9 protein-coding genes are annotated in these 13,167 nt (G+C 68.1%); 3 read left to right on the top strand and 6 right to left on the bottom strand.

From position 1 onward, the window contains the following. Window positions 1-265: 265 nt before the first annotated feature. The 3 genes from N7L95_RS12855 to N7L95_RS12845 all read right to left on the bottom strand — a co-directional run bounded on the left by N7L95_RS12855 (window position 266) and on the right by N7L95_RS12845 (window position 4,643). On the bottom strand, window positions 266-2,002 hold the full coding sequence (locus N7L95_RS12855; RefSeq protein ID WP_301255644.1) for a diguanylate cyclase domain-containing protein: 1,737 nt from the start codon (window positions 2,000-2,002) through the stop codon (window positions 266-268). Beyond that, window positions 1,993-2,955 (bottom strand): phosphate/phosphite/phosphonate ABC transporter substrate-binding protein, encoded by a 963-nt coding sequence (locus N7L95_RS12850; protein WP_301255643.1) that lies wholly within the window; start codon window positions 2,953-2,955, stop codon window positions 1,993-1,995. Before N7L95_RS12850 ends, N7L95_RS12855 begins: the two co-directional genes overlap by 10 nt. An 884-nt stretch (window positions 2,956-3,839) precedes the next feature. Next, entirely contained in the window at window positions 3,840-4,643 is an 804-nt protein-coding gene (locus tag N7L95_RS12845) for a methyltransferase domain-containing protein (RefSeq protein WP_301255642.1), read from the bottom strand. Window positions 4,644-4,868: 225 nt separating this feature from the next. Here N7L95_RS12845 and N7L95_RS12840 point away from each other — a divergent pair, with 225 nt between their 5' ends. Then, complete coding sequence (locus tag N7L95_RS12840) at window positions 4,869-5,291, top strand: DUF4259 domain-containing protein (RefSeq protein WP_301255641.1); 423 nt, start codon at window positions 4,869-4,871, stop codon at window positions 5,289-5,291. Between the two features lie 351 nt (window positions 5,292-5,642). On the opposite strand, the gene N7L95_RS12835 is transcribed toward N7L95_RS12840, so the two are convergent. Further along, window positions 5,643-6,749 (bottom strand): phage tail tip lysozyme, encoded by a 1,107-nt coding sequence (locus N7L95_RS12835; RefSeq protein ID WP_301255640.1) that lies wholly within the window; start codon window positions 6,747-6,749, stop codon window positions 5,643-5,645. Window positions 6,750-7,012: 263 nt separating this feature from the next. Here N7L95_RS12835 and N7L95_RS12830 point away from each other — a divergent pair, with 263 nt between their 5' ends. Beyond that, complete coding sequence (locus N7L95_RS12830) at window positions 7,013-9,253, top strand: diguanylate cyclase domain-containing protein (protein WP_301255639.1); 2,241 nt, start codon at window positions 7,013-7,015, stop codon at window positions 9,251-9,253. Between the two features lie 147 nt (window positions 9,254-9,400). Here the strand turns inward: N7L95_RS12830 and N7L95_RS12825 are convergent, their stop codons facing one another. After that, complete coding sequence (locus tag N7L95_RS12825; RefSeq protein ID WP_301255638.1) at window positions 9,401-10,744, bottom strand: response regulator; 1,344 nt, start codon at window positions 10,742-10,744, stop codon at window positions 9,401-9,403. Window positions 10,745-11,125: 381 nt separating this feature from the next. On the opposite strand from N7L95_RS12825, the gene N7L95_RS12820 reads away from it, so the two are divergent. Next, complete coding sequence (locus N7L95_RS12820; RefSeq protein ID WP_301255637.1) at window positions 11,126-11,719, top strand: HAD family hydrolase; 594 nt, start codon at window positions 11,126-11,128, stop codon at window positions 11,717-11,719. Between the two features lie 380 nt (window positions 11,720-12,099). Here N7L95_RS12820 and N7L95_RS12815 read toward each other — a convergent pair whose 3' ends face one another. Further along, entirely contained in the window at window positions 12,100-13,041 is a 942-nt protein-coding gene (locus N7L95_RS12815) for an alpha/beta fold hydrolase (RefSeq protein ID WP_301255636.1), read from the bottom strand. Window positions 13,042-13,167 lie beyond the last annotated feature (126 nt).

Genomic DNA, 13,167 nt, shown 5'->3' with positions numbered 1-13,167 from the left:
GGTGGAATCGCGGTCTCCAGCACGCCAGCGCCTGCTGCCGGCCACCAGCCGGAGCCGCCTGGGAGACCCGGGCCCGGAAGGCCTTTGCGCGCAATGCGGTTTCCTCTCCAGCGCCGAACTGCCAGGGCGCCCATGGCCACCGCGAATCAGGCCGTGGCCCACGCCTCGCTGCCTGCAGGCGCTTTGGAGCGAGGCAGGCCCTCGCGTTCATTCCCGGATGAAGATGAGGCACGATGATCCATCGACCGAAGCCCCACCTGCGTGGTCACGAACCGCTGCCCGCGTCAGCCGTCTCGGCTGCACTCCAGAGGTGAGCACGTCGCTTGCCGGCCCGCTTCGCGCTGTATAACGCCTGGTCGGCGTCGGCAAGAAGTTCTTCTGGGGCGGCCTCTTCGGCATGGGCAACGATACGCACGCCAATGCTGACCGAGACGTTCGCGCCGCCCGCGCTCAGTGGGTAGGGCTCGCTTCCAGCCGCGATGATCTTCCCGGCAACGCGCTGCGCGTCCGCCACGTCTCCCAGCCCTTCCAGCACCACAACGAACTCGTCTCCACCGAGGCGCGCAACCAGGTCAGATGCACGCACGCAACTGCGTAGCCGGCGCGCGAACTCTTGCAATAGTTCGTCGCCGGCCTGGTGGCCGAGGCGGTCATTCACCGATTTGAACCCGTCCAGGTCCAGGTAGAGGATGGCGATCCTGCGGTTGGAACGCATGGCTCTTGCCTGCGCTGCCGGGATGCTGAGCAAGGCTGCGCGCCGGTTCGGCAGCGTGGTGAGAGCGTCCTCCATCGCCAGGGCCTGCAGCTGTGCTTCGAGGGACTTGCGTTCGCTGATGTCGCGCATGAAGGCATCGAAGAAGCGGGTGCCATCGCGGTGGCTCCTGACGCGTACCGCCACTTCCACCGGAAAGGTCGTGCCGTCGCGGCGCCAACCGGTCAGTTCAGCCCGGCGGTCCACCATGCGCGTCGTGCCACCATGCTCCAGGTAGCGGCGCATCCAGCCGGGATGCATCGACCGCATCTCGGGCGGCATGATCAGTTCAGCGAGGGGGGTGCCTATCGCCTCCTCACGGGTCCAGCCGAACGTCCGCTCCGCCGCCCGATTCCAGTTCACGACATGCCCGTCTTCCCGCACGCTCACGAAGGCGTCGTTGGCCTGCTCCAGGATGGCCACCAGAGCGGTCTCACTCTCGGCCAAGGCGGCCGTGCGTTGCTCCACACGCGATTCCAGGTCATGATTGGCCGCCAGGAGTTGATCCTGCTGTGCGGCCAGGGCGTCGAGCATCTCATTGAACGAAGCCCCCAAGCGCCCGATCTCGCTGCCCTCATCGGCGGCAGCGCGCACATTGCGCTCGCCGCGGCGGGTCGCGTCGGTGACCGCCATCAGGCCGTACAGTCCCCGTGTGGTGCTGCGCGCCATCCAGACGGCCAGTAACACTCCCAGCCCGACCGCGAGCACGGCGAACCCCAGGCCTTCGAGGGTCACCTTGCGCAGCTGCCGGTTGACGCCTTCCATGCCTGCTGCAAAGCGCACCCAGCCAAGCGACGTCCCCTTCCACAACACAGGCGCAGCGACGTCCAGAACGCGGCCGTCGTCGATCAACACCGCCGCCGCCTGTGGGCCGCTGAGCATTCCCCGTGTGACGGCGTCTGACATGTACATGCCGATGCGGTTCGGCTCCGAGTGCGCAACGATGCGGCCGGTGGAGTCCAGGATGGCGACATAGCGCAACTCGGGATAGGACACGAACCCCTGGACGACTTCCTGGGCCGAAGCGAGGTCGGCGCTGAGCAGCTCGCTGACGGCATGTTGAGCGATGCCCTGTGTGAGGCTCATGCCGCGTTGGACCTGCCGCTCATGAAGGAAGCGATGCTGCTCGACGACAAGATCGGCCACGAACAAGGCCATCAGCACGGCATGCACCAGCGCCACCCCGGCTGCGAGCTTCACACGGAACGACCGGAACCGATGCAGCGACGCGGGCATGACGATCAGTTCCATCCCACGGGCCGAATGTCCCGCTCGAAGTCGCGCACGAAACGGCGCACCTTGTCGTAGTCGGCTGCGACCGCGGGCTCGAAACCGCCGACGGCCATGCGCGCCAGGATCGCCCGGCCGGGCTCCTGTGTTGCGAGCGAGACCAGGGCATCCCTGATCTGCGCCGCCATCATCTCGCTGACGCCGGACCGGACCATGACCGCGTTGTTGACGAGCGGCTCGGTTGTCCACTTCACCATCAGCTGCGAGGCAAGGTGCGGCCGGTCCTGCTCGAAGCTGCGCCACGCCTGCGGCCAGCTCCCTGCCGCGGCGGTCTTGCCGAGTGCAACGTTGAGGATCGAACTCTCCTGGGTTCCTGCGTAGATGACGTTCATCGAGCCGATGTCCACGCCGTGGTCGTGCAGCCAGCGCTGGGGCAGGAGTGTCGCTGCCAGGGCGGTGGGAGCGGGGAAGCTGACCGCTTTGCCATTCAGATCGGCCGGACGTTGAACCACGCTGTCCTTGCGAACCAGGATCAGGCCCCGGAAGTCGCGATCGTCCGCCACTTTTGCGATCACGCGATAGCCGTACTTCTCGGCGACCACGGTCTGGTAGGGATTGGGCAGCGCAACGTGAACCTTTTGCTCACGGAGTTTCTGCTCAAAGGCACTGTAGCTCGAAGACGCTTCGAGTGCGAAATGGACGCCCTTGATGCGGGCATTCAAGTGGTCGACGAGCGGCTGGTACAGCGTGGCCAGCTTCTGCGGGCTGTGCAGCGGGTGCACGGCAACGGTGACGACCTCGCTTTCGGGCGCGATCGGCTCCGTGGAGTAGCTGGGCTGGTACTCCGGCGTCTCGGAGCGGCATCCGGCCAGGGCCGCCGCGAGCACGCAGCAGAAGCTGGCCGTCATCTGCCGGACAGCCTGAGGAGCGCCCGAAGTCTGGCGGGCCGACAGAAGGGGAGCGAGCGTATTCATGGAGGGAACCCGGTCGGCGGAGGCCCGACATGCCAGCTCGGATGGTGGCACCCCCGCCACAGGCCCAGTCGAAGGAATAGGGGCGCACCGGCCACGTTTATCAGGGATACCGCGCCGCCGGAGGGGAATCAGTCAGCCGCCTCCAGGTCGAGCTGTCGCCATGGCGCGCGGAATCGCCGCATCGGCGCAGCATCACCGCAGTGCTTGGGACATCGAGCGCATGGCCTGCCGTGGCGGCATCCTCCCGCCGAAAGCGGCTGCGGCGAAGCGGCCGAGGCTTGGTGGCAGGCGGGGAGGCCTGCATCCTCGGCCCGTGCCGCCGGGAAGCCGAAGGTGATGACCCGGCTCATCGTCGGGCAGGCAACGCGTTGCGGGCGCCTGCGGCGCTGGCGACCCGGAGCAGGAAGTGCGATGACAGCAGCCGGCCGAGGGCGCCGCAAGGGCGCGTTGCTCGTGCCTGGGGCGCCTTTCCTCGGTCATGGGCTGCCCTGCTCGAGGGGCTGCAACCTGTGCGTCGAGTCCCTCGGTCCTGCTGCTGTCGTCCAGGCGCTCGAAGGAGGCGTTCTGACGCCGCTCACCTGGCTGGATGAAGTGGGCGCCCGTCCTCGCCAGCGGCTCACGCGGGGACGCCCGGGGGAGCGTCTCCCGTCCATGCTCCAGGTCGCGGGGCCGGGCAGGCCGTGGCCGTGCAGCAGGCGGCCCGGGGCAGGTCGGTCTGCCCGCGGGGATCGGCCTACCGGCTCCCCCTGGATGTCCGCAGCGGGATTGCGTCCTCTTCCTTGGGGCGGCATTCTGCCGTCGCAGCGCTGTACTGGCAGGGCGGGCGCAAGGCCAGACGACCCGTGCACCGTGTGGGCAGGCCAGGTCCAGCCGGGCCGCTGGCCTCAGGTCTCGATCAACATCCCGATCGGCAGGAAGCGCTTGACCTGCAGAGGAAGCGCGAGTTCCGAAATCAGGAAGCGCATTTCCTCCGGGCTGTACGCGCGCCGGTAGGAGGTGAACCCGTCGGAAATGAACTCCCGCGAGTAGAACGGCGAAATGGCTGCCAGGAACAGGAGGCCTTGAATGGTTCGCCGAATGTCGAAGATCGACACCACCTTGGCCACCCGGGTCGCTTCCTTGAGAACCTGGGTGAGCGCCGAAGGCGCAAAGTGATGCAGCGACTGAGCGCAAATCAGGAGGTCGAAAGAACGATCCTCGAAGGGCAGGTCGGTGGCGTCGGCCGCGCATGAAACGATCCGATGGACGTCGCACCGGGGGGCGCAAAGATCACTGACCGTGATCTCGAAATCGCAGCCGCTTCGCTCCAGCCGCGCGGCGAGCCGTCTGCTGAGCCACCCGCTTCCGGCGCATATCTCGAGGATCCGGGTTGTCCTCGTTGCCCCGGGAAGCGGCGCCAATCGGGCGGCGAAATGCTCGGCGAGCTGCTCGCCCAAGGGAAATGCGGTCGCCAGCCTTTCCAGGTCCCGCACCACTTTTTCCGCGGCCTCCGAGCCGGGATAGAGATCGAGGATTTCCGGCTTCTGCTGGAACAACCAGCTGTCGATCCATCTCGAGTTGGCGCGCCGGAAATCATCTAGGAGGGCGTCAAGCGTCGGCATGGCGTCATTGCGGTTCGGTGTTGTTTTCAGAAGCCTGAAGGCGGAATTGTCGTAGATCCACCTTTCCTCGCGAGGCAGGGTGTTCACCTCCCGGGGAAAGGCCGTCACTGCGAAGCGGTCGCAGCGCCATAGGCAGGCCGCGGCGCATCGGCGAGATGCCATCCAATGCGCCGCTGCGCAGGGCAGTGCACCAGGCCTGCGCCCATATGCGGCACGCCCGGACCGGGCTTCCCTCTGGCGCAGGCCAGCCCTGTTCGTTGACGCGGCGGCGGTTGATACTTGGGCCCATCACCAATGAGCCAGGGAGCAAGCATGGGAACATGGGCCGTCGACGCCTTCGGCAATGATGATGCGGCGGACTGGCTCCGCGAACTCCAGGAGGCAGACGACCTGGGGCCTGTCGTGGAGGCCATCCAGGCAGTGACGTCGGTCGGCGAGGACGAGCTGGAGGCCCCCGAAAGTGCGGTGGCGTTGGCCGCCATCGAGGTGCTGGCACGGCTCGGAGGCAGCACGGGCGAGCGCGACGCTCACACCGAGGCGATCGACCAGTGGATGGAGAGGACCCGCGCCGTGCCGACCCCGGAGATCCTGGCGAGTGCAGAGGCGGCGATCGATCGCATCCTCGGCGAAGACTCCGAACTCCGCGAGCTGTGGGAGGACAGCGACGACTACGAAGCCTGGGTGCGGTCGGTGCAGTCCCTGCGCACGCGGGTGGCGGCCGGGGCCTTTCGATAGCGAATAGCGAACCTCCAGCGCGCGCCGGGGCCCTTGCATCGCTGAATGCGAAGGCCGGCCGGATCAGGCCACTGACGCGGCCAGCAGAGGGCCACCCGGCGGAGCCAGCAGAGGCCCACCCGATGGAGGACGAGCGGTGCGCTCACCGGTGCGGCGGCAAGCGACGGCCGGCATGGCCATCGCTATCGCTGTTGCATCGCAGGGGTCGACAAGGCGCATGCTGGCTGCAAGCTGCCGCGCGGGGCCTGCCTTGGGAAAGCAGCTCGCCCCGGTGGCTCGGCGGCACGGCCGGTCGAGCAGGGTGGCGGCGCGCCACCGGCCGGCAAGAGCCGGCGCGGGGGGCATGCGCGTTCACCCCATCTGCCCGTAGATCATGTTCGCCGCCGCAATCCGGCTCTCGTCGACCGGGTTGGCGGCTCGCTCAAACACCTTGCGGAAGACCACGGCGGCCTCCTCCGGCGAGCGCGCCTGCTTCAACGCATCCAAGGTGCCGGCTTCGCTCGTCTCGAGTTCGTGCTTCAGCATCGCGTAGTTGGCAGCCGGGCTGCTGGGGTCCAGCCCTTGCTCCTTGGCGAAGTTGAGGAAGGCGGTCTTGCGGTCGCCGGTCCATTGCGCCCAGCCATAGCCGAACTGGCTGCCGTTCGGCGAGCCGAAGGTCGGATGGCTGGGGTCGGAGCCGAACTCGTTGACATTCGAGTTCATGCCTGCGCTCTCGTGATAGAGGTTGCCCACCACACCGGCCGCCTGCTCACGCGTCAGGCCGAAGTCCTTCGACAACTGCTCAGCCACGTCGAGGGCCATCTTCTTCCCGTCGCCTTCGGAGAGTTGTCCCGACACCGCTTCCTTGCTGAAGGGGGCCAGGCCGCCCTGGCGGCCGCCGCCCGAAGCCGCAGGTGCGGGTGCGCCCGCGGCGGGTGCAGGCGCCGGCGCGCCCGGGACCTTGGGCTGGCCGTTGGTGCTCCAGGGCGAGCCGGCGCCCCACGGGTCCGCCGCCTGGCCCTGGGCCGCGGGGCCAGCCTCCGGTGGCGACAGTGGCGCACCGGACGGCGAACCGAGTCCCTTGGCGACCGGGCCGGCAGCTGGCGCTGTCGAGCCACCCGGGCTTGGCTGCCCCTGTGGCTGCAGCATCTGCGTCAACAGCTGCAGCAGCTGGACCAACGATTCCAGCAAGCCCTGCATGTGTTGCATCGGCCCCTGCTGTTGTTGGGGCCCGGAGGCGCTGCCCACGCTGCCTCCACCGAAGGGGTCGGCATCGCCGCCCAACTGACGGGCGCCGGCCTGCAGGTTGTTGTTGAGCTGCTGTCGCAATGCCTGCCAGGCGTTGGTGGTGTCCGCACTCGGCGTGAAGCCGGCGCCCTGCATGGCTTGCATCATCATGTCGAGCATGAGCTGTGACATCAGGCGACTGGTGGCTCCGGTGCCGCTGACATTGCCTACCGCATCGAGGGCGTCGGCCATGATCTTCTCCTTCGGGGTGGTTGGGGGCCGTCAGGTGCAGCCGCGGCAGAGGCGGGCGGCCTCCGGGCATGACCTGCGGGCGGCGGCGGTGGCTGCCGCCTGAGCCGACTTTACGAAGCGACCGCTGCCAGGCCGTCAGGAAGGCGAAGCGGGGATCGCCGGGGCGAAGCGGCGCATTGCCGGCCAGATGCCCTTCACAGCCGCTCCCGGGTGCGGCAAGCGCACGGTGGTGGCGTCCGCCCGACCCACACGCCACGGGCGCCGTGGCGGCCGACCGATTCCGGCGCCGCCGGGATCGGCGCATCGCGCCGTACCGCGGCCTGCGGGCCCGGCTCGCAGGCGGCCCCGTCGAAGAGCCTCGTCGCCACAGGTCCGCAGGCGCAGAGCCGCATGCGCAGCCGCTCCCGGGGCTGCCAATGCCGAAGCCAGCACCGCCCGGCAAGGGAAGGCCACCGGCGTCGATCGCGGTGGGCAGGAGGCCCGATCGCTCATCTAAGATGAGGCGGGCAATCCGGAGACTGGATGATTTCCTCCCCCACGCAGCACGGCGTCCAAGAAGATGGCGGTCCCAATCCCACCCGGTGCGCCGCCGTCGCATGGTGCAGTCCCTGAGAACTGCCGCCTCCGAGGGGCGGATGAAGGACGCTCGCCGAGGCGACGAAGCGTCCGTCCGTCGGGTGGCCCTGTGGCTCGTGGCCGGCAATGTCGCCCTGGCCGGGACCCTCACGGCGGCCACTTGGCTGGCGCTCGAATCGAGCTCCCAGGCGCATGCCGACCGTGCCCGGCAAGCCACCGAGAACCTGGCGGACAGCCTGAGCGCACAGATCGGCGCTGAACTGAAGCAAATCGACAATGCGCTTGCCACGGTGGCGCTGCACGCACAGCGCAGCAGCGCCGATGTCGACGAGCGGCGAGGAACGATCGAGCGCAGCATCGCCGAGCAGCGTGCGCTGGTGCCTCAGGTGGATGCGATGCGAGCCACCGATGCCGAAGGCAGCGTCGTCTATGCCGTCGTCCCCGGAGGCGCCCGGGTCAACGTCGCCGACCGCGATTACTTCAAGGCGGCCGCCGCAGGGGCGTCCGGCCTCATCGTGTCCGAGCCCTTGCAGGGGCGCATTGTGCGCAGCTGGGGCATCATCCTGGCCAGGCGCCTTCAGGATGCCGACGGCCGGTTCGCCGGTGTCGTCTACACCAACTTGTCGACCGCGCACTTCATGGCGGAGTTCAAGCGCTTCTCGGTGGGCAGTGAGGGTGCCATCGCCCTGCGATCCAAGGGCATGCGCCTGGTGGTCCGGTACTCCGCGAGGGAGCCGCACTCCACGCAGGGCATTGGCACCACTTCCGTGTCCCCGGAGCTGCAACGACTGCTGGCGCTCCAGCCGACACACGGCTGGTACCGTACGAAAACGGCGCTCGACGGCATCGAGCGGATCACCGCGTACCGTCAGGTGAGTGGTGGCTTGATGACCGTGATGGCCGGCCTGGCGACCAAGGACTTCCTCGCCGCCTGGCACCAGGAAGTGGCGCAGCAAGTCGCGCTGCTCGGTGTGGTCCTTGTCGCCCTGGGCGGGTTCTCGGTCGTCATTTTCCTGCAGCATCGCCGGCAGCGCGCCGCCCGCACCGAGTTGGCCCGGCTGGCTGCCGAGCAGCATGCCATGCTCGACAACGAACTGGTCGGCATGGCGAAGATCAAGGACCGGACCATCCAGTGGAAGAACCGGGCCATGGAGCGGCTCTTCGGTTACGGCGATTCGGAGCTGCTGGGGGCGTCCATCCAGCAGCTGTTCCAGGACGAAGCCGCCTACCTCGAAAAGGGAAAGCTCACCGACGCCTTGCTGCGCGAAGGCGAGCCGTATCGCACGCAAGTGCTGATGCGGCACAAGCGCGGGCAGTCGGTCTGGATCGACCTGGCCGGCGTCAATCTCTCCGGGGACGAGTCCTTGTGGCTGATGGCCGACATCAGCGGCCTGAAGGCCAGCGAGGAAAGGGCGCAGCACCTGGCGCTGCACGATCCGCTGACCGGCCTGGCCAACCGCCTGCTCTTCAAGGAGCGGCTGGAATACATCCTGGCGGACGCCAAGCGCAGCGGTGAAACAGCGGCGGTCTGCTACCTGGACCTCGACGGCTTCAAGGAGGTGAACGACGGACTCGGGCACGACGCGGGCGACGCCGTGCTGCGCGAGGTTGCCCTGCGCATGTCGGCCTGTCTGCGCGCCAACGACGTGGTGGCGCGGCTGGGTGGCGATGAATTTGGGCTGGTGCTGACCCACCTCGGCGAGGCAGGCGAAGCACACGCGGTGCTCCACCGGCTGGTCCAGGCCGTGGGCCAACCGGTGGCGTTGCCGCAGGGCGCCTCTGTGGCCGTCGGCGTCAGCATCGGTGTGGCGCTGACACCCCGCCATGGCAATGACGCGGCAACGCTGATGAAACTGGCTGACGGCGCCATGTACCGTGCGAAGAAGGCGGGCAAGGGGCGCGTCTTCGTGCACGAACAGGCGGCGTGATCGAGGGGGCGCCCTCCCGGGCGGCCGTGCGCATCGACGTGGCTGTCCTTGTGTTGCGCAGACCGGCGCCGCCACCCGCCGGCACGTCGCTGCCGTCCTGCGGACCGATCAGCGCGAGCCAGCGCCCGTTTGCCTGCACCGCCCGCCTCAGTGCAGGCCGCTCGGGTCGAACTCGACCGCCAAGCCCGCGCCTGTGCGCAGTTGCTGAGCCAGTGAAGCCAGCGACAAGGGCTTGACCAGGAAGGCATTCATGCCGGCGCCCTCACAGGCGCGCCGTGTCGACGGGCTGTCATCCGTGGTGGAGGCAATGATGGGCAATGGCGTCAAGCCATGCTGCTCGAACTGGCGCAGCCGACGTGTCGCCTCCAGCCCATCCATGACCGGCATGTTGACGTCCATCAGCACCGCGGAGGGTCGCAGGCGTTGGCAATACTCGAGCGCCTCCAGCCCGCTTTCCGCGGTCTCCGAGTCGCATTGCAAGACCCGAAGCATCTGCGTCGCCAGGATGCGATTCACCTCGTTGTCATCCACCACCAAGACCAGGGGGCGGCCGCTGTCCAGACTGGCTGGTGCGGTGTGGCCGCTGTGCTCCGTTTCCCACCGGGACGCGGACAGCTTGATCTGCCGCAGGTCGCCCGGGCTGAACGGCACCATCCAGAACTCGAGCTTGCCGATGGCGGTCCCGGCAATGGCCGCGTACAGCGAGTCCTTGTCGACACCGAGAATCAGGCGGCCGCCTGGCGGCAGCAGGTCACTCCAGGGGCCGAGCGCTTCGGCCGACACGCCGCTGCTCTCGTGCCCGATCACGAGGGCTGGTGAAGGGCGCCGCTTCACGTCGAGCTCATGGCGGGCCTCATCGACCTTGCTGAAGTGACGAACGATCCAGCCATCGCGCTGAAGCCGGCGGCGCAGCGCCTGGTCCTTCTCGAGGGTGGCGCCGATCAGCCAGGCCTGCGGCAGGGACAACAGCGGGTTGCCGGTGGGCGCATTGGGATGCCGGCGGCCCAGCGTCACTTCGAACTGCAGGACCGTCCCTTCGCCGGACGAGTGGGTTTGCGAGTATCCCGGCTGGCTGCGGGCTTCGAAGGTGACGCCGGCCAGGCCCAGCGGGCTGCCGGCCGTGTCCGGGGCCACGATGCGAGTCACTCGTGCGTTCTCGGACAGCCGCGCGAATGTCGACGGGTCGCCCGCATCGGGATAGGCCACCTGCAAGAGCAGCCGGGACCGCTCTTCGTCCAGCGTGTAGGTGTGCGTGGTGAAGAACACGCTCCGCGGCGATTGCGCGACGGCTGCTTCCGCCTGGCCAAGGAGGAAGGCGCCGACCGCTGTCACATGGAGCACATCGCTGGCGCTGAACAGCGCATCGCCCTGGTAGTCGAAGTCGAGATGCGCGCCCAGGGCTCGCAGGCGGACCGAGGCATCCTGAGCGGCGGCGGTGAGTTGGTCGGCCAGATTGGCGCTGCCTTCACTTGCCGCGGGTTCGGTGCTCATGCCAAGCTCCTTGAAGCCTCGGTCAGACTATCCTGCCGGGGCCCTGCAAACGCAAGGATGTCAGCCCCTGTGGTATTTCTCAGGGGGCCTTGCGCGGCCATCAGGACGAAAGAACGCGAGCGCCAGCTCCTGTGGCTGGCGTTCTCCTGCATGCGATCCCCGCCGCATGCCATGCAACGGTTCGCTTGCGGCGGCCACGGGTCGTCCCCGGGCAGCGAGGCCCTGGCGGTCCCGGTCCCCGGGGTCGCCCTTCGCCGAGGGCACCGGCGCATTGGCGACCCCCACCCTCGACTCGAGGGGACGCCGCCGCCGGCCGAGCGCCGATCTTCTGCAGCAGAATCACCACTGCATGAAAACGACGGTCTTCACGACATGGTCCCATTGCAGAAGCTGCTGGTTCTCGACCTCGACGAGACGCTGATCCACGCGACGGAGCTCCCGCTCGAACGCCCGGAAGATTTTCGCGTCGGCCCTTACTGCGTTTACCTGCGCCCGCAGCTAAAGAGCTTCGTCAGTGCGATGCTGGACGTGTTCAAGGTCGGCGTCTGGACCGCCTCGGGCGAAAGCTATGCCGCCCAGGTGGTCGAGCGCATCTTCCCGGTCGACTCGCTCGAGTTCGTCTGGTCCAGCCAGCGTTGCACTGTCGCGCGCGACTGGGACACGGGCGGCTACCGGACGATCAAGAACCTGCGCAAGCTGAAGGCACGTGGCTATGCCTTGGAATCCATCATTGCAGTGGACGACACTGCGTCGAAGTACGCGCGCAGCTACGGCAACCTGGTGACGGTTCAAGAGTACCGCGGTGCCGCGCACGATGCGGAACTGCCCCTGCTCGCCCAGTACCTGGCGTCCCTGGCTGGGGTTCCGAACGTTCGTGCCGTCGAGAAGCGGGGGTGGCGCGAGCGCATCGGGTCATGCCCCCGTCGCTCATGGGATGACGCGACCGCCTGTCGCGAGGTTGAAGCGGCACCGTGACTGGTGCGACACATGCGGCGGTCTTCCCGCATGCTCACCGTCGCGGTGGCGCTCGCTGCCGCCATTGCCTTGCCGGTGTCGCTCGTGCTCGGTGGATGATCGGGAAGGCCGCGACAGGGTAGCCAGATGGCGATGGCTGCATAGCACGGGTCCGCGGCCCTCGCTGTGGCGGTGGTCGAGTTGGCGCGGCAAGCCATGCGGGGCCCTTGGATGGCAAGGGGGCCCTTGCACACCGCGCCGCCCGCCGCCGAGTGAGGTGTGCCGCTGCCGCCCGGCATCCCGGCAGCCCGGACGAGCAGCCGCTTCACCCAGCGGCCCCTGCGGGAGAGGACCGCATCCCTGGGCAGGGCCCGGGCCACGGTCCTCGGCAGCCAGTGCGTTCAGCGCTTGATGAACTCGAGCAGGTCCTGGTTCAGGCGATTCTTGTGGGTGTCGGTGATGCCGTGCGGGCCGCCGGCGTACTCGATCAGGCGGGCGTTCTTGACGAGCTTGGCGGTGGCGCGGCCGGTCGTCTCGATGGGCACGATCTGGTCGTCGTCACCGTGGATGACCAGGGTCGGCTTGTCGAGCTTCTTCAGGTCCTCCACGAAGTTGCTCTCGGAGAAGGCCTTGATCGAGTCATAGGTGGCCTTGTGGCCCGCCAGCATCCCCTGGCGCCAGAACGAGTCGACCTGGCCCTCCGACGGCTTCGCGCCCGGGCGGTTGAAGCCGAAGAAGGGGCCACCGGCGATGTCCTTGTACAACTGGGCCCGGTTGTCGGCCGAGGCCTTGCGCAGGCCGTCGAAGACCTCCATCGGCACGCCGTCGGGGTTGGCCGGCGTCTTCACCATGAGGGGCGTGACCGCGCTCACCAGCACGACCTTGGCGACACGCTGCGAGCCATGCCGGCCGATGTAGCGCGCCACCTCGCCGCCCCCGGTGGAGAAGCCCACCAGGGTCGCGTTCTTCAGGTTCAAGGCCTCGATGACGGCCGCCAGGTCATCGGCGTACTGGTCCATGTGGTTGCCGTTCCACGGCTGGCCCGAGCGGCCATGGCCGCGCCGGTCGTGTGCGATGACCCGGTAGCCCTTGTCCGCCAGGAACATCATCTGCGACTCCCAGCTGTCCGAGTTGAGCGGCCAGCCATGGCTGAAGACGACGACCGGGCCGTCCTTCGGACCCCAGTCCTTGTAGTACAGCGGCGTGCCGTCCTTGGCCGCGATGTAGTTGGAGGCCAGGGCGGCCACCGCGCGAGCGGCGGGCTGCGCCACGGGCTGCGCCTGGGACGTGGCGGCGGCCAGGGCAAGGGCCGAGACGACGAAAAGCTGGGCAAACGCGTTCATGGGGATCCTCCGGTTCAGATTTGAGTGAGATGGGTGCCGCGGCGTCGAGGCTCCTGCGTTGTCGCGGAAGCTTGCGATGGATTGCCTGCCGACAGACGCTACTGTGCCGGGATGTGCCGTACGATA

Origin of the sequence: Eleftheria terrae, from assembly GCF_030419005.1 — a bacterium.
GTDB lineage: Bacteria > Pseudomonadota > Gammaproteobacteria > Burkholderiales > Burkholderiaceae_C > Caldimonas > Caldimonas terrae.
Note: the sequence above shows the minus strand (reverse complement) of the source record. Positions and strands in the feature narration are given on the sequence as shown.